Below are 20547 nucleotides of genomic sequence, written 5' to 3'. Positions count from 1 at the left end.
TATAAATAATACAGTATTTTGGAACTTTTTTGAAATTAGAGCCTTTAGCCCTATATTACCTTCAGGATTTACCTATTATAATTTTCTGGATATCACAATTTTGTTAGATGGGGGAAAGAGATGAAAAAATTATTGGTTTTATTGATGGCAGTAATATTGGTGGTTTCCGCTTTACCTGCTTCAACTTTTGCGATTGCAAAAGACGATCCTGAGTTTGAGAAATTCCTTAAAGAAATCAACTGGTCCAAAAAGAGTTATATAAATTACCTGATGGAGAAAAATTGGTCCCTGGATGATTTCGGTGATGTATCTGAACTCGGAACCCCATTGACTGAAGAAGGCGTTCAGACTGTTATGGAAGACTTCGAATTGACTCGTGAAGAATTGAACGAGTTGCTTGTGGAGTTTGGTGATATTGAAGAAGGCGAAGATGTACTGGATGGAACTTACCTCATCTTCAATGAAGAATTGTACTTCTTTACAGAATACTATTTGACTGCAGATTTCGGTTTGATTGATGAAGATGGTGAGGAATTCCAGGAATTCCTTAAAGGCATCAACTGGACGAAAGAAGATTACCTGGCTTACCTTGACAGCAAAGATTGGGGCTTGGAGTATTTCTCCGATGTTTCCGAATTAGGGACGCCATTATCTGAAGAAGGCGTACAGAAAGTAATGAAAGATTTCGATTTGACGCGTGAAGAGCTGAATGCATTGCTTGTTGAATTCGGTGATATCGAAGAAGGCCAGGATGTATTGGACAGCCATATGTATATCATTTTCAATGAAGATCTTTATTTCTATGTGGAATGGTACTTGGATGAAGAAAACTATATCGACCTTAACGATATGGACATCTTTACAGAAGTCGGTCTTACTGAAGAAGAATTGAACCGCCTGTTTGAACACTTTATGACATTGAACTTTGAAGATGAAGCATTCTTAGATGAATTGGATGCTCTGCTACAGCGTTTGGATGCTGTTCCATATTTCGAGAGTGCAGATGACCTGGACGCTGAAGAAATCGCGATTCTATTGGACATCTTCGATGACATGATGAACTTGTTTGAAGTTGAAACAAAGTATTACCTGACTGACGGAAAAGAAAAAACTGCACTTACATTGACTGCATTGTTGGCTTTGGAAACGACTAACGGCAAAGATTTACTGATTGAAATCTTCGATCGTGAAGGAACTTTCCTTGCCGATATGGTTTTGACAGCTGAAATGTTCGGCTCTGAAATCATTAAAGAAACAGGCAAAGATCTTGAAGTAGTTGAAGAAGTGATTGCAGCTCCTAAAAAAGAAGTGAAAAAAGAAGTGAAGTCCGTTAAAAAAGATACAAAAGCTGTACAAACAACTAAAGGCGGTAAACTTCCGAAAACTGCCACTGATTATGTCAGCAACACATTGGTTGGATTGGCGTTCGTATTGATCGGATTCCTGCTTTTCCGCCGCATGAAAACTGTGAGCAACTGATTGATGAGAACTAAAAGCACCAAAGGGGCCGGCCGAAAAAAGTTCATTTTGTCGGCCTTGGCTTTATCAATGATTGCATTCGGTCTATGGTTCAGCGGCACTAACGCCGCCTCTTTCCTTAAGGGCTATCTGCTTTTTAAAACCGGTCAGGTGAGTGAAGTGGAAGTCAGTGCCAAGACGGCGCCTTCTGCAGAAACGATCAGCCTTCCGGAAGAAGATGTTGACGATGAAGATGAAGTTCTTTATCCGGTGCGTCCTGAAAAAGGGGAGAATATCGGCGATCTCATGATTCCGAAAATCGGTGCGACATTACCCATTTTCCACGGCACTGATGAAGATGAGCTGCTGAAAGGCGTCGGCCATTTTGCCGACAGTGTATTGCCGGGGGAAAACGACAATACGGTTCTTTCAGGCCATATGGATACGGTGTTCCGCGAATTGGGTGAAGTCGGCAAAGGCGACCTGCTGATTGTCGAAACATCGGCTGGGAAGTTTACCTATAAAGTGAGAAAAACCCGGATTGTGGACGCGGATGACCGCACGGTGATTGTGCCGAAACCAAAAGCTACGCTGACGGTTTCGACATGCTACCCGTTCGATTTCATCGGTTCTGATGCGCCCGAACGCTTCATCTTGATCGCTGATTTGATTTCGAAGGAATAAAACCGGGCGTCGTTGGATTTATCGGCGATTTTTTGGGGTTTATCGGCGATTTTTGATGGTTTATCGGCGATTTTTGACCGTTTATCAGCGATTTTTTGGAGTTTATCAGCGATTTTTCGAGGTTTATCAGCGATTCTCCCATTTCTAAGGCAAAAGCGCCTCACTGCATCCATTGCAGTGAGGCGCTTTTTTATTACTTCACTTTCTCGCTTTCAAAACACTCAAGTATTGCTCCCACGGACCCACATCTTGCCTGTATCTTTCAGCCATGACGCGGGTAATTTGCGAAATATGCGTCAGGTCATGCACGACCCATGTAGAGAGCAGCTCCCTTAAAGTGACGAGCCGAATTCAGGATGCATCCCACGCAAATCCAGATCTTCCTCGGGATCCACCAGTTCTTTCAGCTTCTCCAGGTTAGCCATCCGTATTTCCCTGAATGCCCCCAGCTTCCGTTCAATAGTAGTGTCAGCTGCTGTTTCCAGATGAGCAAACCGGTCGAACGGCGGAAAGGTCTGGCTTTCACCTTGCTGGAGCAGTGTTTCAATATGGGGAATCCAGTTGCTTATCTCCGCTTCAATCAAGTGGGCAATCACTTCTTCCGCATTCCAGGTTCCTTCACCTTCATTGCAGTGGATCCATCCCTCCGGCAGGCCGGAAAGAAACGCCTCCAGGCTGGCCGGTGTCCGCGCCAGCAATTGAATAGCTTCTTCAAAGCGAAAATTCATACAGGCACCCTCCTCCAATCTGCATTGCATCCTTATACAGCTGTATGATGAAATAACGAAAGCATCCTGTGGAAAAAGAACAGATTGTTTCCTCTTTACTTATCCACAGTGGATATTCGACATAAAAAAGAATATCCCTTTATCCACAAATCTGTTTTTGTGGATAAAAGGATATAAGAGAATCACTGATCATCTGCTTCCAGATCTGATTGTTCTTCATTTGGCAAATCATTTTCTTCTTCGTTTTTTGGCTGCGGATTTGGAGCAGCTTGTACTATTTCGCCTGGCGTTTTGCCGACATAGGATTTCAATAAGTCCCCGATATCGATGCCCGTCATTTCCTTCAATGGCTCCTGCATATCGACCATCGTTTTGGTGACACTGCGGCCGAATGAAGGAATCCCTTGGCCATTGCCGGAATCGATGATTTTCACTGAATCGATATTGTTCAATGGCGCAGCGACTTTTTCTGCGAATACAGGCAGCATGTCGATCAATTTCTCTGTGATGATGATATCGCCGTGCTGTTCCATCGCTTCAGCGAGCAATTTGCGTGATTCGGCTTCCGCTTTTCCTCGTTCACGGATAACTTCCGCTTCCGCAGCACCTTCATCGCGGCGGATTTTCGCTTTCGCTTCCCCGCTGATGACCTCTTTGCGGGCTTCTGCTTCTGCAGCACGTGTGGTTTCGTAATATGTAGCATCCGCTTTGGTTTTTCGTACTTTGCTTTCCTCTTCTTCCAATGTAACGGCGCGTTCCCGCTCCATGAATTTCAGGTTCAGTTCTTCGTCCTGTATTTCTTTTGCAAGTTTCACTTTTTCCAGTTCATAGGATTGCTCGGATTTTGCCCGGGCCCGTTCAGTTTCTTCTTTGAACGCGGCATCTTTGATGTCTTTCTCTTTACGCGATTCAGCAATTGAAATTTGGCGTTTGTATTCTTCTTCTTTTGCTTCCTGGTCAGTGCGCGCCCGCTGGATCCGAGTTTCGCGGTCTGTTTCCGCTTCGGCTATTTCAGCCCGCTTGCGGACTTCGGCGATTCGCGGCCGACCAAGGTTTTCCAGGTAGCCGTTCGTCTCGTCCGCATCCCGCAGATCCGTCAAACCAAGGGACGTGATTTTAAAGCCCATTAAATCCAATTGTTTTTGGGCAACTTCCTGGACGTCGAGATTGAATTTCTCCCGGTCTCCATTAATGTCTTCAACTGTCATTTTCGACAGGATCGCCCGCAGGTTACTGCCGAGCACCTCGATAATTTCCGTTTCGATTTCATTTTGCTCTTTGCCCAGGAACTGCTCAGCATAATTTGCGATGCCGTTTAACGTATCCGCCACTTTCACCATGGCTACGGCATCCGCCACAATGGGCACCCCGGCAATTGTGTAGACGCGCGGTGTCGAAAGCTTCAATTGGAATGAAGTCAGATTGACCGGTGTGGAAGTCTGGAACCGGCGCAGACGGTAACCGCCGCCCCGGATGATTTTCATGGATCTTCCTTCTTCGTCCGTGAATATATTCGTATCTTTTTCAGGATCCCCGAGTTTCGGTCCTGTAATGATCAATGCTTCGTTTGATTTGGCTGTGCGGTAACGGAATCTAACCCAGAAAAAGTATCCGATTCCAGCCAGAACTGCGACGATCAGCACCGCAATCCCCAGTGTGGCGTATCCGATTGATTCTAACATTCGTGCATCTCCCCTTTAAATAGATTTTTATTCAAACTGCCTACTATTTAATACGGAGAGAATTGCAAAACGTTTCAGTTAATTTGGAATTTAAGGTTAATCTTGCCCAAAATTAATATACTTCCTTTGTCCAAATGAGCATTTTAAACGATTTTAATGCTTTCTGGGTTTATTTTCCTACGACAAGTATTTTCGGACTATTCAAAAATTTAATTAATGAAAGCCAGCTTTAATGTCGCATTACTATATAACCCTTTTTAAGAATTTGGCAGAAAACTTAGTTTATTCGATATACAAACTAAATAGTCATTGCTATAATCAGTTTGAGTTTACATAGCGATATCCTATTTTATTCATGAAAGCGCTTTCTATATTTTGCGGTGTGAGCTTAAAACTGGAGAATGGAGGTAGGATTGGAGATTTCAGAAAACCTTTTTCAAAAATTCGCTTTTAAAAGGAGAGAAAGAAATGTTGAAAGTTCTACGTAAACCCATGATTACCGGCTTAACTTTAGCCCTCTTGTTACCTGCAGGATTAAACAGTTCCGCAAATGCTGAAGATTCCCTTAAGGCGTTGGACGTGGATTCAATTGCAGAGCGTTACGCGGATTCCTTCGATATCGGTGCTGCCGTTGAGCCATTTCAGCTTGAAGGCGAAAGTGGTGAAGTATTGAAGCACCATTACAACAGTATTGTGGCTGAAAATGTCATGAAACCGATTTCGATCCAGCCTGAAGAAGGTAAATTTAATTTTGAAGAAGCCGATAAGATCGTCAAGTTCGCAAAAGAAAATAACATGGAAGTTCGCTTTCATACACTAATTTGGCATAGCCAAGTACCCGAATGGTTCTTCTTAGATGAAAACGGAAAACCGATGGTCGATGAAACTGATGCAAAACAGCGTGAGAAAAACAAAAAGATTGTCCTAAAACGTGTGGAAAAGCACGTGAAGGAAATTGTTAAACGCTATAAACATGATGTCGATTCGTGGGATGTAGTCAATGAAACCATTGATGATGGCGGTGGCCTTCGTGAATCACAGTGGTACCAACTGACAGGGACCGACTATATCAAAGTCGCTTTTGAGACTGCCAGACGATTTGCTGACAAAGACGCAAAACTTTATATCAACGATTACAATACCGAAGTAGAACCTAAACGGACGGATTTATATAATCTCGTCAAAGATTTATTGGCAGATGGCGTACCGATTGACGGCGTCGGCCATCAGGGACATATCCAAATAGGCTGGCCTTCCCTTCAGGAAACTGAGGATTCGATCAATATGTTCGCGAGCCTTGGATTGGACAATCAAATCACGGAATTGGACATCAGTCTATACGGCTGGCCGCCAAGACCGGCTTATCCGACTTACGACGACATTCCTGAAGAACGTTTCCAAGCACAGGCAGAGCGCTATAATGACATATTTGAACTATATGAAAAACTGGACGACAAAATCAGCAGTGTCACGTTCTGGGGCATCGCCGATAATCACACTTGGCTGAATGATCGTGCCGAAGAATACAATGACGGCGTCGGTGTGGACGCGCCATTTGTTTTCGGCCTTGATTACGAGGTGAAACCGGCTTACTGGGCGATTATGGATTAATGAAAAACAGCTCGAAACAGCACCTCCGTTGTATCCAACAACGGAGGTGCTGTTTTTTTCTATGACCTCGTTTCATAGCCTGTTATCTCCAGCCATTCATACCACGCTTTTAAATAGAGATCCAAATCAGCAGGATGGTGTTTGCAGCATAAGGCGATTCTGAGATACAAGCCGATGAGCAAGAGCTCGTATATTTCGGACGGTTTTTCGTCCAACCAGTTGGTCGCATAATCAAAAGTCTCTTTTGTTAAATCATCAGCCGTTGAACAAAACGCATAGACCAAATCATAAATTGGAACTCCAATAACAGGAGCAGGATCAATAACGCCTGTCAGCTGTCCATCATTGAATATGAAATTATGAAATCCGCAGTCCCCATGCAATAAATAAGCTTCGGCATTCGGTTCAATCTTTTCGACGAGGCCAGCAATCAATTGATGAGCAGCGGGGCCAAGTGAAGAGCCAATGATTTTATGCGCATAGCTTATTTCATTTCTTAAAAAATCCTGCCAGGAAGCTGACGGCGAATCCAACCAGCCCCAATCCGAATCAGAAGGGAATTTAACATATTGATTGAGAAGACCTTCCACCAGATTTTTCAAAATTTCTTTTTTGCTGCTTCCATTATAATTAGTCGATCCACTTATGAATGAATAAACGATATAAGTTTTGGATGGTGCAACATAAAGGAGCTTTGGCAGCAATCCCACCTCATCATATGTATCCAGGAATAAAGCTTCCGGTCCGGTAACTTCTGGCCCATTCAGCTTCAGCACATATTTTGAGTCGTTTACTTTCAAAAGATAGAGCTCACTGACGGTTCCGCCGCTCAATTTTTTATATTCTGATGGTTCGGCAGGTATTACATTTTGTTTAATAAGTTCTGAGATTATCTTTTTAATCGGTGTATCCATCCCTATTATCCTCCTCACTCTTTAAAGATCTTCTCTCCCGCCAAGACACTGAATAAATTCGAGTCGCGCCAACCGCCTTTCAGCAGAATGTGATCCCGCATCCTGCCTTCAAAGCGCATGCCCAGCTTTTCCAATACTTTGCGTGAGCCGTCATTCCCGGGAGCGCAAGTCGCGTAAATGCGGTGAAGGTGCAGTTCGTTGAAACCAAAACCGATTATTAGAGCCGCAGCTTCTGTCGCCACTCCTTTGCCCCAATGATTCGGATTGACGATATAGCCGATTTCCCCTGATTTATTCGCGGCACTCCTGATATTGAGTTCCACAGCACCTATCAATTCGTCCTGTTCTTTTAAAACGATAGCGAAGATGTAACGGGTTCTCGAAGTTTTCCTCGAATCCGCTAATGCTTCCTCCATAAATGCCTTCGTTTCTTCTATCGTATTTGGTCCCCATGGCTGATTCCTGCTGACTTGTTCCAGCGATGCGTATTTGTGGACTGCACTCCAATCGTCTTCCTGGAATTCACGCAAATAAAGCCGGTCAGTTTCCATTTCCTCCATTAAAGTCACCCCATTTAAATAAACTTATATTTCAGCCAGACAATCCCGAATACTCTTTTGCAGCCCTGACATTTCCGGCAAGTCCTCAATTTGAAGGTAAAAACTCTTCAGGAAACCCTTGGCATTGGCGATTAAAAACCAGTAATTCTCTTCTTCCAGCTGCGCTTTTCGCTTTTCCATATCTGCAGGCAATTCCTGCAGCAAGCTTTCAACAGTTTGAAAGTCCAATCCCTTTTTCAGCATTTCCACAATCGGGTTGAGTATTCGTTCTTCTTCATCATGGATGTAGACTGTGTCGGAAACAAAAGCCTTTTTCCAAAGCGGAGTCAAAAGTTCCGCAAACATTTTCGGGTCTGCGAAACGACTTTTAGCCAACTCATCGAAAACATCCGCTGCGTGGGCAATGCTGTGTGCCCAGCCTTTCCCATCGACAAATCCTCTCAAATCCTTTTCGGCGTTCATATAGACAATCATTTTCTTTTTCACTTCGTTTATTTTTTCTTCACACAGAAAGTTCGATTCATTATCGCTGTAAAGGACAACGGCAATCAACAGCGTTGTGAAAGCCCTCGTAAAAACCGAATCTGCTCCTTCTTCCCCGATGCCTTTGAACACCATATCGCCAGTTAAGCACGTATCAAGCAATTCCTTCAGCAAGCTGTCGTCCAATTTCTTTTCCATCGCCAACTTGCAGAATGTCCCGTAGATATATGCGTCTCGCAGCGTGCTGTCCGTTGAACCGATATGCTCGAGCATCGACGCGATGAGCACTTTTTCTTCTTCCCACTCTCTTTCACCAGATTGGATTTCTCCCAGAAGTTCTTTAAGTTCATGTGCTGTCAATAAAACAGGGTGTTCCGTTTTATTCATATGAATCCTCTTTTCCTCACGCATTTATATACTTAAAATCCTGACCAGCAGCCGGTTCATTTCCTCGGCGCTTTGCTTGAAATCCTGGCGGTGCCACTCGATTGCGAGACCCAGAATTGCGTTGGCCTGATAGGCGCTCACCATCGAAATGTCGATGTCGATCCCGTTAAGATAATGTTCGCTGACATCGTCCCTGATCAGGGACTGCACATGATCGAAGAGCAGGTAATAATAGGACAGCGGGACGGACTTCGAGAAAACGATCCGGTAGAAGGTTTCGTACTTTTCAATGTGATGAAAAATACGGATCGTAGCTGGATTGACGTCTTTCGACAGCAGGTTCTGCACATATTTATAGGGTTCCTGATACGAATCGGCCAAGTCTTTCATGATGGTTTTGAAATATTCCTCGAACAGATTTTCAACCTGGCCGTAATGCGCATAAAACGTCCCCCGGTTGACCTTTGCCAGCTGGCACAATTCCGTGACGGAAATCGAATTCAAACTCTTTTGTTCCAATAAATGCATAAGTGCGTTCCGCAAAGCGTCTTTTGTCTTGAATACCCGCAAGTCTGTTTTCATTTTTCCACCTCTTAGCGAACAGATTTTGTTATTTTGTGCGTTAATGAACATTTAAGACTTTTTTGTTTATTGAATGTTCTTACTTCAAGGGATTATAATTTTATTGTACACTTGTTCATTAAATATGAGGAGGTTTTATTGATGAGATTAGAAGGTAAAGTTGCGGTAGTTACTGGAGCTGCGTCCGGAATGGGTAAGGCGATTGCGGAATTGTATGCGGCTGAAGGCGCGAAAGTGGTTGTTGCGGATATGAATCTGGACGGCGCTGAAGCAGTGGTACAAGGCATTTCATCGAACGGCGGAACAGCCAAAGCGGTGAAAGTGAACGTCATGAGCCAAGAAGATATCGACAACATGATTGATACAGCAGTAAATGAATTTGGCACATTGGACATCCTGGTCAACAATGCCGGCATCATGGACGGCTTCGAGCCAGTCGGCGAGATCACAGATGAAAAATGGGACATGATTTTTGATGTAAATACGAAAGGCGTCATGCGCGCTACTCGTAAAGCGATTCCGATTTTCCTTGAAAAAGGCAAAGGCGTCATCGTCAACACAGCTTCAACAGGCGGATTGAACGGTGCTCACGCAGGTGCTGCATACGGCGCTTCGAAACACGCTGTTGTCGGATTGACGAAAAACACTGGTTACATGTACGCAAACTCAGGCATCCGCTGCAACGCAATCGCACCGGGTGCAGTAGAAACCAACATTTCTTCTACAATGAAGAATGTAAGCCAATTCGGCGCTGGCCGTCTGCAAGCCGTGCAGGGTGTCATCCCGCGCATCGGTAAACCAGAAGAACTTGCTCAAGTAGCATTGTTCCTGGCTTCAGACGAAGCAAGCTTCGTAAACGGCACAGTCATAACAGCTGATGCTGGTTGGACTTCTGCTTTTTAATTAGAAAAGCGACGGCGAGAGATAGCCCAAACTTGTTTGGGCCTATCTCTTGCGACGAAGCAGCGATGCAGAGACTGGAGCATCCGAAGTTAGATACAGAAAAAATGTTAATTGCCAGTCCCGCTTGAGTGCGGAACTGGCATTTTTTTGGACAATTTTTGTGTCCGGATAGTATTTTTTGAATGCGGATAGTATTTTGGAGGTTCCGGATAGTATTTTCGTTTTCCGGATAGTATTTCAGCTGTTCCGGATAGTAAATCCATTTTTCTGGAAAAAGCACAAGAAATTTTCCGTGAAAACAGGCAACCGGAAGTTAAATCGATCGGCCTCTCTCCTAGTTCAAAGAACAACAGCGGATGTTTTTCGCTGCGCGAAAAACTCCAATGATTTTAAGGAAGCCTTAGCGGCCGCTAAGGCTTTTTCATTTTAGGGGTTTGGTTTTGATATTTAGGGTGGGGCGGGAATGGTCAAGTGTGACCGGAATATGTATAAGTCACCTCTCATATCGGGCCAGCGCAAATAAATTTAGATCTGCGCAAATAAACCGATGCAGTCCCCTTCATCCCCACTTTAAGCAAGAAATTCCGCCTATTCTTTCTTACTCAGCTTCCTTCAACTTCTTCTCAACCATGACGAGCCGGTCATTCAGTTCGTCGATGCGCTTTTGCAGTACTATTGCGTTTTCCTTTTCCAGTCCCAGTCGTTTATTCGCTGCTTCTTTATCGCGCTTGAAAGCTTTAATGATGAAAAAGATAAGGATTGCCGGAATGCCAAGTATTAGAATCGTCGCAACAATATCCCCGAAATTTATGTAAAGTGCATCATTCATTTTCTTTTCCCCTTTAATTTTATTGTCCCAACTCCAAAAAGAATTCCCTCGCCTCTTCCGGCATTTCCTCCACATCGAGAACTTTCAATTTTTCGGTTCCGGGCGATGTCATAATTACATACGTCTGCTGGTTATATTCAAAGAGTGTCACTTGTTTTATCGTATCCGGATTATTTTCTTGAATAAAGTCGAATTCTTCTTGTGTAAAATTATTTTCATAGCCTTCCAACACCTGTTTTTGAGCTTCTTCGAAATCGTCAGCGAAACGCAATTCCTGATACATTTCAAGTGAATTTTTAGGCGTCAGAAAATAGAAATAGTATATGATTCCGCCGAGAGTTATCGCCATCAAAAGAAAGAAAGCGATATTGTCTTTTGCTGTTTTTTTCTTTTCATTTTTCACTTAGCCTCTTCCACCACCTTATTTCAAATGAACTTATGTATCTGTAAAAGCAGTTAATAAATTCCAGCATATCTCTGTATTTATTATAACAATGATATTCAAATTTCCTTATACCTTTTCAAGCTCATCATAAATATTTATCTGAAATAAAAAGGAAAAGCTCAATTGCTTAGCTTTTCCTGGCGTAATTTGCTAATCGCCCATAAAGAATTTTAATCGCCCGCATTTTATTTTAAACGCCCGCAAAATTTTTTAATCGCCCGCAAAATTTTTTAATCGCCCGCAAATGGATTTAATCGCCCGCATTCTGATTTAACCGCCCGCAAATTAGCACACTGCTATTTACGTCACTCCCCAAAGCCGCCGAAAATCAAAAAGAAGCTTTTCGCTGAGCGAAAAGCCTCTAATTCATTCAAAACTTCAATAATTATCTGTAATTCCACCTAAAACAATCGAACAAGAAGCCTATTCCCTTACCTTTGCTCCGCCATCTCCAAATTCTTATGGATCGTCACCTGATGCGGAAATGGAATTTCGATGCCGTTTGCATCCAGCGCTTCCTTGATGGCTTTGCGCAATTGGCGTTCGACCGCCCATTGCTCGCCGTTCTTCGCTTTGGCGATGATGCGCAGCGTGACATCGGATGCGCCAAAACCTTGGACGCCGATGACATCGGGGCCTTCCACTATTGTTTCATTTTCCAAAATGACATTTTCACATGCCGCCTGGATGACCGCAATCGCTTTGTCTATGTCTGCATCGTAAGACACGCCGATATCGACAAGTGCGCGCATATTGCCGCGCGAGTGGTTGCTGACAGTTGTGATATCGCGGTTCGGAATGTAATTCAGTGTCCCGTCAAAGCTGCGGATCTGTGTCGTCCGCAAACCGACCGCCTCAACAATGCCGTCGATGCTTCCCACCGTTACGTAATCGTTGACGTCAATCTGCTTCTCCAATAGTAAAAAGAAGCCGGTGACGACGTCGCTGACGAGTCCCTGAGCTCCGAACCCAATCGCTAATCCGACAATCCCCGCTCCGGCAATCAAACTCGCGACAGACAAGCCAAATATGCTGAAAATCGTAGCTACGAGGATAAAAATCAACACATAGCCGAAAACATTTTCCGTTAAGCTTTGCAGCGTCAGAGCACGGCCTTTTGTAACGTCGCCTTTGTTCAAAAGTTTACCGAAAAAGCGCCCGATCACTTTATTGCCGATTGCCTTCACGATAAAGAATGCAATCACGATTCCAACTATTTGAGCTGCAGTTAATCCCGCGCTAACCAACAGCGCTTCCCAGTCTATATTCTTATAATCAAACAAAATATCAATCCTTTCATTTCTTTAGGCAATCCCGTGAAACTAGATTCCACTTGGTTCCTCTTTTAATTCCATGTTCCTTTATAACATAAATCGCAGAGGCATTTCATTCTAAATAAAAGCGAAATTCATAAACCGCTCCCGCCAATTCAGTATAGAATCAGTGAGAACGGTTTTATCTTTACTTTCCTATTCAAATTTAACTTTACGCTGGACGAACCATTGTTTAAATTGATTGCCTAAGCCGTCCGGCACGTCCTGAATCGAACTGACGTGAATCGGCTTCGCGCGGTTCGTGAATCCGAGACTGCGAACACCGAAAGCGCGCTGCAGCTTGGACTGGCTCACTTCAATTTCCTGGATCCGCTCGCGACGTGTGATAAAGGTCGTCGTCGTAAACCCGCCCGTCCGGATCTGAATCGAATCGCCTTCCATCGCATAACGTGTGAACAGGTAATCGAACAAGCGGCTGACGAGGCTGATCACGAAAAGAACACCTGCCACCCATAGGAGCGAAGGCCTGAAGAACCATAGAGCGACGCCGGCGATGACCGTCACGTAATACGGACGCAGCAGCTTCAGCCAAATCGTGTTGCGGGGCAGGCGCGTCAAATTGTCCTGCACCGTATACTGCGGCAACAGCTCGTTCAGTAATTTATAAGCCTCTTTTGTCTTCATAAAAGGATAAAGTGAATTGGTCGCAACTTCGTCGCCAATACTGAGGGCTTCCGCGCTGATCAGCTTGACCTCGACGATGCCCCAGATGCGCTTCATGAATGGCTGCTCAATTTGGATCGCCTGGACTTTATTGCGCTGGATGGAAAATGTATGGACCTGTCCCACGCCCCGTGTAATGTAAATGCGTTCACGGTCCGCTTCAATCCGGTAATTACCGTAACGGATCGTGGTGATCACATACCCGATGACCGAAGAAATGAGTATGGCGACAATGAACAGCGGAGCTAGCAGCCATAAATGATCCGCAAAATAAAGGACCGCGTTTTCCGCATCGTCTTCCAGCGAGAAAAACTCATCGATTTGAAAATACACCGTCAGCAAAATCGGGAAGATGGCGAGAAAGCTCAGCGATGTGAATGCGGCGCGCAATGTATCCTTTTTCGTTGAACGGAAGTATTCCAGGCGCTGCGACTTCTCTGGCCGTACCGGCAATGAAGCATCCGATTCTCCTTCTTCTGATACAAACGCCGGTGTTTCTGCAGAAGTCCCTTTTTCAATAGTTTCTACTATCGCATCCGCTTCCTGCCTTTTCAAAACTGGAAAGCGTACCGATGCCTCGTCGTTGGACGTGCCCGTTTCAAGCGTCAGAGACGTTAACTTGAACCAATTATGTATGAATGTTGTCGACGTCTTTTTGTTCTGGACCCGGTCGAACGTGATGGTCCGCACTTTCTTGACGAATATACCTTCACGCAAGGTGATGGATTTCTGGTCAAATTCGTAAGTATGGAGCCACCAGGACAAAAAGATTTTTCCGATTGTAAACGCGGCGGCGGCTAAAAATGCAATTTTCGCCCAGAAAATCCACCCTGACGTAACGTCAAAATTGAATATGAACAGGAATAAGATAAAGAAAAAACTATTGCGAAGGAATTCGAACAGCTCCACAAGCAGATAGGCTGGATGATAGCGTTTGGCTTCTTGAGAATTATTCAAAAGAATCATCTTCCTTCACATTGGCATACGAAGCGATCAGCGAACGCAGCTTCAACGCTTCCTCCTCCGGAATGGCCGGAATCTTATGGCTGGAAGCAGTCGTTCCGATATTCAGTGAATACAAGCCCGCTTTTCTAAGAAATGGCCCTTGGTCAGTCGTCACGTACTCGATTTTCGCCATCGGAATGATTTTATGTTCGACATTCCAGCGGCCGTGCTTCAATTGGATGAAGTTCTCATCCACATCATAGCGCCAGGTGCGCTGTATAAAAACCGGCTCGATCAAGATACTGAAAATCGCCGACAGGGCCGTTATGCCAATCAGTACATACAGCGTGATATTGACCCAGTTATACCAGTCCCAGTATTGGCTCGCTGCAAGCAACGCGCCAAATCCCAATAAGAAAGACCCGTGGCCGATGGTATTTGTTGTTCGCCAGATTTGCACGATCTTCGTTGAAATATGCCTTTCCGGCTCCTTTAATGTATATTCCATTCTTTTCACCTCATCTTTATTACGGTTCTGCGCCATTTAAGTTTCGAAAAATTAAGCGCCTCCGAGGTTTGGACTGACGGCCCCATTATTTTTCTGCGATAAATAGTTCCCCTTTATGTTCTGCAGCGTCCACCGAAATCGTTTCCCCGTTCTGCAGCTGCACGTCCGCTGTCTCTTCTGTATACGTTTCATCAATAAAGACAAACACACGTCCCTCAGCTTCAGCTGACACGAAATCTCCGTTTTTGGATTCCTGTAAATCATTCCAGCTATACCCTGCCTGTGAATATTCGTAGACAGCGATTGATGGATTGCCGTCTATCAGCAGGGCGAAAACCGTCAGCTCACCATCGATCCATTCGTCCTGTTTTGTGATTTCGATCCTTTTACTATCGAGTGAATAATCGTCATGGTAGCTTAAAGCGAGATTCTTCCATAAGTCCTGCTGTGACGGAAAGCTGCCGTCTTCCCAGTAGCTTGTCTGGATGACCTCACCGTCATCTTCCACATGCAATGTCACACCGAAATCAGGCGTTAGTTTATCATTGATGTCAAACGTACCAACATAATAGCCAGGTTCATACCGCTCTGGCCTTACTGTAAATTGCCGGTCCGGGTAATTGCTGTCCAGATAATCAATGATTTCTTCATACTTTGCGGCATGGGTATTTGCTTTTAAAGTCGGAAGGTAGAAATAATAGCCCATATATCCGGTGATCAACACAGCGGTTATCAGCATGGCCCATTTTTTCCGCTGTCTGAATATGTACCAGGCGGCGGCGATTATAAGCAGCAATACTATTCCGAGCAGAAGGAAGTCTATCAATTCACTTGGTTTCATGGACGCCACCTTTTCGATTTCAATTTTATGTAAATAGTCTTTCCTCGATGATACTCTAAACTGAACTTTCTTAATAGGAGGTGTGATAAATAATAAAAAAGCTCAAAAAAGATGAATTTTTAAAGCAGGAGTTAGTTCGGCGCTTATTCACCCTTACTCTCAACAGAAATTCTCTCGCCCACTAATTCAGCCGCTTCTTCATCTTTCACCCACACTCTTACCTCGTCGCCTTGTTCGATTTCTATGAATTCCGTTCTGACGCCAACAATTTCGGTATCATTCCCCATAAATATTTCATAAATCGGATACTCGGCCTCCGGATCGCCTTCGCAAGGACACAGCATAAAACTTGTTTCATCAACACTCACAACAAGTCCTTGGTAGTTGCTGGAGTCGAAGGGATTACAGCCAGCTAATAAAAGTATTACGCCCAAAATGACTGCACGTTTCCCCATCTAATTCTCCCCCTTTATTTCATTCGCCATCAATTCCGTCAATCTTACCTTCTCTTGAGGCGTCACCGTATAAATCGTATGCGTATCTTCCGGATCCATCAGCGAAGCCGTTTCCCCTTCGCTGCCAAGCCAAAGATTCAAATAACGCTTTTCTCCATCTTTCATGACCACTTTCAGATAAAATTCCGGATCACTCATATTTACGATGCCCGGCTCTTTTTCTGCACTTGAAAAAAGAGCGCGAAAAATCTCCAGTTCATCCGTTTCGATATAAACAACAGGCTCTACTCCTTTTACTGCAGACAGCTCGACTTTTGTGATTTCGCCTTCTGCTAATAGTTCTTCTTTAAGTTCAATCTTCACTTCTTCAGCTTCGACCGCTTCTTTTTCGGGCTGGCACGTGAAGAGAAAAATCATTATTAATGGCAATAAAAGCAGTAGTATAGCTCTTTTCATTTACGCCGCCTCCTCTATTCCTTATTATTCCCAGTAGACGGTTATAATTTTGTTTAAGTTACACATTTCTTTTTCAACAAAGTTTAGTTGCCAAACTCACTTTTCTTCGCAAAAAAGCCCCCTGGAATCAGATGGCTTGGAGCGATTCGTCGAATTTATGGGCTCTTGAAAAGGGGGAAATCGAATGGCGGAAGGATTTGCGTGCGTTTAGCTCTCGCTTGCATGCGATTAAAATTTTTTATGCGCGGTTAGTAAAATTTGCGCGCGATTAGAAGTTTTTATGCGCGATTAAAAAAAGATATGCGCGTTCAGCAATTTTCCCTGCCAAAACTCAAAACTCCACATAAAACGGATGCTCTTCTTCATTCAAACAAAACTCTATTCTTTCCCGGAAGTTTTTCCACGTCACCATTTCCAGCCCTTCGCTTAGCGGAAAGAATTCCACTTCCAGACTTTCTGAAGATGTTGTCGGAGTGCCCCCAATCGGCTTCGCCAAAAACAACGTGTTGCAGATGGACCCTTCGACATTTTGGAATACACCGCAAAACTTCACGATTTCAACATCAATGCCCGACTCTTCCTTCGTTTCCCGGATTGCCGCATCTTTCAGCGATTCCCTTTCTTCAACTTGCCCGCCCGGCATTTCCCATCCTCTGCGCGGACCTTTGATCAACAAGATTTCACCTTCGTCATTCAACACAACCGCAGCTGCTGAGACGATATGCTTCGGTGGTGTGTAGAGTGTTTGAGTGCTCTGTTCTTTAGATATCATGGCAATTCCCCCGTTCGAATCACTTCTATATTTTATTGACTTCAAATAACCTATATTGTTTCCAGTACTTATTTCAGCCTGTAAACTTCTCATCAGACTCTAACCATCGATACAATCAACCTGAAGATTTCAGAATTTCTCCAATCCCAACTAGTTTTCAAATGGCACGGTTGTTGTTATGCCACTTTGGACAATCACTAAATTCTCCAGCTCGCTGGACTTCTCTTTATCAATTTCAATAACGAACGTTCTTGGAGTGGCATCAGCCGTACATGCACGATCCGGTTCTATTAATGGTACCTGCATTACAATATCATTGAACCATTCAATATTTCCTACCTCTAAAGCACACGAACCAGACTCATGAACTCCTATGAAAAGGACATCTTTTCCTTCAAAATCCACATTCGGCATCTCTCCCCCAAATCCGTAAAAGTCCCAGGCTTTCTCAAACTGAGACTGATCTACAGCCCTTCTAGCCATAAATTGAAATTGGGGCGTTGTCTCTCTCTCAAATGCACTCTCGTAAAAATCTGAAGGCAGCGTCTTTTCACTCGCTATGACACTTTCAGTATTATTTGCGCCACTGCTGCATCCGCCTAAAAATAATGACATGAGCGATAGACTAATAAGAAATGGTTTGTAGAATTTCATCGGTCATCTATACCTCCTCTTAAGTGGCCTACGCTCTTTCGACATTCACGTATCAAAAAGCTCACCATTCAACGCATCCACATACCTCTTCGCCGACCGCTGCACCGCCGCGCCTGCATCTTCCTGTACAATCCGGTGAAAAGCATCATACATTCGATTAAACGAAATTCCTTCCAATTGCTTAGCCATCCTCTCAACAATCGCTGCAGGCAGCGGAATGAAGTTCGGGTAGCTGTACATAAAAGTCACCCACTGGCGATCTGCCACTACTCGGATGATATCTCCCGTCAGCAATATTCCTTTCCCTTCACTGCCCGCTTTCCATTCTGCTACAGCCGCGCCTTTGAAATGGCCGCCTACACGGTGCAAAATGATGTCTTCCGATAGTTCGAGCGATTCGCCAGACCAAAAAATGATCCTGTCACTCGGTCTCGTCACCCATTTCTTATCGTCTTCATGGATATAAATCGATGCATCAAAGGCTTCCGCCCATTCCACCTGCGTCGAATAATAATGCGGATGCGACAGCGCGATGGCGTCGATGCCGCCGAGCTTCTTTATTTCCCCGATCGTCTTCGGATCGATATACGTGATACAGTCCCACAATAAATTAAAATTCTTTCCCTGCACCAGATAAGCCGTCTGCCCAATAGCAAAATTCGGCGAAGTGGAAATGTTATAAAGCCCTGCTTCTTCCGGTACAATCTCATTTTTATATTTTTCTGCCTGGATCATCTCTTCCAGTGTGGTCCAAGCTTGTCCACTCGGACTAACATATTGCCGCTCTTCGTTGCAAATCGTGCAAGTATCCAGCTCTTTCGCTGACTTTTCCGCTTGCACCCCACAAGTCGTGCAGATGAAATTTTTCATTTCCTTCATCCTCTTTCCTCTTCGTTCTCTATGTATATGAAAATTTTTAATTTTGAGTTAGTTGAACTTCCCAGTAATCAGTATATCCTAAATATCCCATTTTGAATTCATCCATTGGTCCAGTTTGTTCGTGAGTAGGCAGATTTTTTCATCTAAATAAAGGCCGAATGATCATAGAACCCCGAAAACTGCTCATAGAATCATTTGAGTGATCATAGAACCTCAAAAACCGCTCATAGATATCCGCTGTACACAAAAAAGAAGAAACCCGCTTCCGAGCTTCTTCTTGTGGAATATTTTCTGGTGATTTTGTGTATGATCAGCTTTTTATTTCTTTTGTTCCGCATTCAATCTATTGATCAATTGGACCGCCTCATCGATATGGCTCACAGTAAATATTTGAATTCCGAGGTTTTCTGCCTCTTTAACCTGATCCGCTTCTTTACCATTTTCACTCGGAATGATCATGAAAGGAAATCCTTCTTTTTCAGCAATCAGCAGTTTTTCTTTCACCATCCCTATGCCACTGACTTCACCTTGTTTGTTTATTGCTCCCGTTACACCAAAGTCCACATAATTCATGAGTTTATTTTGCTCAATCAAACCTGTCAGCGCCAACCCTAATCCTGCGCTGTCACCCGAAATATCTTCGCTTTCAAGAAACTGCTCGACACCGGCTGTTTCCTGACGCAGATAACTCCTTACATTTTTCGCCATAACAGAAACCTCGTCATTTTGGACACCAACTAACTGCAGGAAGATATCGTTTCTGCTGTGATACCGGGTTTTATTGTCCACTTCGTCTATTTGAAAAAGTTCCTGATCCCCTCTTTCAAAGTTCTTGATCAGCCATTCTTTACTTTCTGCATGACTGAAATAAATTGTTCCGACGCCCATCAAATGTATGCCTGAATTGTCAGCAGCCTGAACCGGCTCTTCGTGGATCAGTGTCCGGTACTTCATCTGTTCAAATTGTAAAAGGAAGAAATCAAAGATGAAAAGGATCCCCACCAATAACACTATCAAACTTACTTTCCCGGATTTCCCCTTTGTGTGGCGATAACGGAAGAGGAAAATCCACGAAATCATTAATGTTAGAAATAATGCCCCTGCTACTATGTATGCGTTTATGAAACCGAAATAGAAAGCCGAACTTAAAAGGCTGTAAAAAAAGATTAAAACAGCAATTGCCAGCAGAAAACGCGAACCCCTTTTTTCATCCTTCATTCCACGCCCATCCTTTTTAATAAAATGCAGAAATTTCCGTCACTTTGTTTCATACTGATTATACCATTTAATAACAATTGAACTTTGTGTTGTGAAAAAAATTTTTGAGGGCATTCAAGATTTAATTTTTCAGAGAAAAATTTCCTAAATTCTGCGCCAAATTAAAAAGGACTGCCTTCCCGGCAGCCCCATAGTGAATATTCTTTTTAATTGTTCTCCCCGTCTTTGTTCGTTCTATTGCTCAGGAAAATAAAAATGCAGCTCATTAAAAAATAATAGATAGCGATGATGGACAGTGTATCAGTTATAACCTCAAAAACGTTATAGCTTCTGATCACTATTTTCCATAAAAATGAGCTGAATAGAAAAAGGATCGGGAACAAGATAAAGAGGCCATTAAAATATAATTTAGTCATTCTATTCATCATTTCTCAGACGTGGCTCCTCCTAACCTTTCGGCTAATTATTGTGTACGGACTAATCATAACAGTTCTGCATATGCGAATTGAGCTGGAAAAGGATGAGTGATCATAGAACAGTGAAAAGTGATCATAGA

Annotated in this window: 21 protein-coding genes and 1 pseudogene; 4 read left to right on the top strand and 18 right to left on the bottom strand. The window is 43.7% G+C overall.

The window, feature by feature from the left end; translation table 11 throughout:
- Positions 1 to 120: 120 nt before the first annotated feature.
- Positions 121 to 1479 (top strand): processed acidic surface protein, encoded by a 1359-nt coding sequence (locus AC2Q9J_RS05350; protein WP_499037864.1) that lies wholly within the window; start codon positions 121 to 123, stop codon positions 1477 to 1479.
- Positions 1480 to 1482: 3 nt separating this feature from the next.
- Complete coding sequence (gene srtD, locus AC2Q9J_RS05345) at positions 1483 to 2142, top strand: class D sortase, LPxTATN-specific (RefSeq protein WP_499037861.1); 660 nt, start codon at positions 1483 to 1485, stop codon at positions 2140 to 2142.
- 198 nt (positions 2143 to 2340) lie between these two features.
- Here srtD and AC2Q9J_RS05340 read toward each other — a convergent pair.
- Positions 2341 to 2870, bottom strand: a pseudogene (locus AC2Q9J_RS05340) (DinB family protein).
- Between the two features lie 182 nt (positions 2871 to 3052).
- Positions 3053 to 4552 (bottom strand): flotillin family protein, encoded by a 1500-nt coding sequence (locus tag AC2Q9J_RS05335; RefSeq protein WP_499037860.1) that lies wholly within the window; start codon positions 4550 to 4552, stop codon positions 3053 to 3055.
- Between the two features lie 468 nt (positions 4553 to 5020).
- Between AC2Q9J_RS05335 and AC2Q9J_RS05330 the strand changes: the two genes are divergently transcribed.
- Complete coding sequence (locus AC2Q9J_RS05330) at positions 5021 to 6163, top strand: endo-1,4-beta-xylanase (protein ID WP_499037858.1); 1143 nt, start codon at positions 5021 to 5023, stop codon at positions 6161 to 6163.
- Between the two features lie 59 nt (positions 6164 to 6222).
- Here AC2Q9J_RS05330 and AC2Q9J_RS05325 read toward each other — a convergent pair whose 3' ends face one another.
- From AC2Q9J_RS05325 to AC2Q9J_RS05310, 4 genes are read right to left on the bottom strand one after another with little or no spacing between them, the layout of a single operon-like run.
- Positions 6223 to 7077 (bottom strand): aminoglycoside phosphotransferase family protein, encoded by an 855-nt coding sequence (locus AC2Q9J_RS05325; protein WP_499037856.1) that lies wholly within the window; start codon positions 7075 to 7077, stop codon positions 6223 to 6225.
- A gap of 14 nt (positions 7078 to 7091) precedes the next feature.
- The gene (locus AC2Q9J_RS05320) at positions 7092 to 7637 is read right to left on the bottom strand and encodes a GNAT family N-acetyltransferase (protein ID WP_499037854.1); all 546 of its coding nucleotides are present in this window, start codon (positions 7635 to 7637) and stop codon (positions 7092 to 7094) included.
- Between the two features lie 24 nt (positions 7638 to 7661).
- A complete protein-coding gene (locus AC2Q9J_RS05315) occupies positions 7662 to 8507 on the bottom strand; it encodes a DUF2785 domain-containing protein (protein ID WP_499037852.1) in 846 nt (281 codons plus the stop codon).
- A 24-nt stretch (positions 8508 to 8531) separates the two neighbouring features.
- Positions 8532 to 9089 (bottom strand): TetR/AcrR family transcriptional regulator, encoded by a 558-nt coding sequence (locus AC2Q9J_RS05310; protein WP_499037850.1) that lies wholly within the window; start codon positions 9087 to 9089, stop codon positions 8532 to 8534.
- A 141-nt stretch (positions 9090 to 9230) separates the two neighbouring features.
- Here AC2Q9J_RS05310 and AC2Q9J_RS05305 point away from each other — a divergent pair, with 141 nt between their 5' ends.
- Positions 9231 to 9992, top strand: a complete 762-nt coding sequence (locus tag AC2Q9J_RS05305; RefSeq protein WP_499037849.1) for an SDR family oxidoreductase — start codon at positions 9231 to 9233, stop codon at positions 9990 to 9992.
- 598 nt (positions 9993 to 10590) lie between these two features.
- On the opposite strand, the gene AC2Q9J_RS05300 is transcribed toward AC2Q9J_RS05305, so the two are convergent.
- From AC2Q9J_RS05300 to AC2Q9J_RS05245, 12 genes are all read right to left on the bottom strand, one after another.
- The gene (locus AC2Q9J_RS05300) at positions 10591 to 10821 is read right to left on the bottom strand and encodes a hypothetical protein (protein WP_499037848.1); all 231 of its coding nucleotides are present in this window, start codon (positions 10819 to 10821) and stop codon (positions 10591 to 10593) included.
- A gap of 19 nt (positions 10822 to 10840) precedes the next feature.
- The gene (locus tag AC2Q9J_RS05295) at positions 10841 to 11224 is read right to left on the bottom strand and encodes a hypothetical protein (protein ID WP_499037846.1); all 384 of its coding nucleotides are present in this window, start codon (positions 11222 to 11224) and stop codon (positions 10841 to 10843) included.
- Positions 11225 to 11697: 473 nt separating this feature from the next.
- Positions 11698 to 12549 (bottom strand): mechanosensitive ion channel family protein, encoded by an 852-nt coding sequence (locus AC2Q9J_RS05290; protein WP_499037844.1) that lies wholly within the window; start codon positions 12547 to 12549, stop codon positions 11698 to 11700.
- A gap of 186 nt (positions 12550 to 12735) precedes the next feature.
- A complete protein-coding gene (locus AC2Q9J_RS05285) occupies positions 12736 to 14220 on the bottom strand; it encodes a PH domain-containing protein (RefSeq protein ID WP_499037843.1) in 1485 nt (494 codons plus the stop codon).
- Positions 14213 to 14716 (bottom strand): PH domain-containing protein, encoded by a 504-nt coding sequence (locus AC2Q9J_RS05280; RefSeq protein ID WP_499037841.1) that lies wholly within the window; start codon positions 14714 to 14716, stop codon positions 14213 to 14215. The genes AC2Q9J_RS05285 and AC2Q9J_RS05280 overlap by 8 nt, the downstream gene beginning before the upstream one ends.
- Positions 14717 to 14801: 85 nt before the next feature.
- Entirely contained in the window at positions 14802 to 15557 is a 756-nt protein-coding gene (locus AC2Q9J_RS05275) for a hypothetical protein (RefSeq protein WP_499037839.1), read from the bottom strand.
- Positions 15558 to 15700: 143 nt separating this feature from the next.
- On the bottom strand, positions 15701 to 16012 hold the full coding sequence (locus AC2Q9J_RS05270; RefSeq protein ID WP_499037837.1) for a hypothetical protein: 312 nt from the start codon (positions 16010 to 16012) through the stop codon (positions 15701 to 15703).
- Positions 16013 to 16468 carry a YhfM domain-containing protein gene (locus AC2Q9J_RS05265; RefSeq protein WP_499037835.1) on the bottom strand — a complete coding sequence of 152 codons (456 nt, stop codon included), beginning with the start codon at positions 16466 to 16468 and terminating at the stop codon, positions 16013 to 16015.
- A gap of 331 nt (positions 16469 to 16799) precedes the next feature.
- Complete coding sequence (locus AC2Q9J_RS05260; protein ID WP_499037833.1) at positions 16800 to 17240, bottom strand: NUDIX hydrolase; 441 nt, start codon at positions 17238 to 17240, stop codon at positions 16800 to 16802.
- Positions 17241 to 17390: 150 nt separating this feature from the next.
- Positions 17391 to 17894, bottom strand: a complete 504-nt coding sequence (locus tag AC2Q9J_RS05255) for a hypothetical protein (protein ID WP_499037831.1) — start codon at positions 17892 to 17894, stop codon at positions 17391 to 17393.
- A 45-nt stretch (positions 17895 to 17939) separates the two neighbouring features.
- Positions 17940 to 18764, bottom strand: a complete 825-nt coding sequence (locus tag AC2Q9J_RS05250; protein ID WP_499038266.1) for a hypothetical protein — start codon at positions 18762 to 18764, stop codon at positions 17940 to 17942.
- Between the two features lie 327 nt (positions 18765 to 19091).
- Positions 19092 to 19991 carry a S16 family serine protease gene (locus AC2Q9J_RS05245; protein WP_499037829.1) on the bottom strand — a complete coding sequence of 300 codons (900 nt, stop codon included), beginning with the start codon at positions 19989 to 19991 and terminating at the stop codon, positions 19092 to 19094.
- Positions 19992 to 20547 lie beyond the last annotated feature (556 nt).

It is taken from the genome of Planococcus sp. RAB007_Raresut, assembly GCF_057369535.1.
Note: the sequence above shows the minus strand (reverse complement) of the source record. Positions and strands in the feature narration are given on the sequence as shown.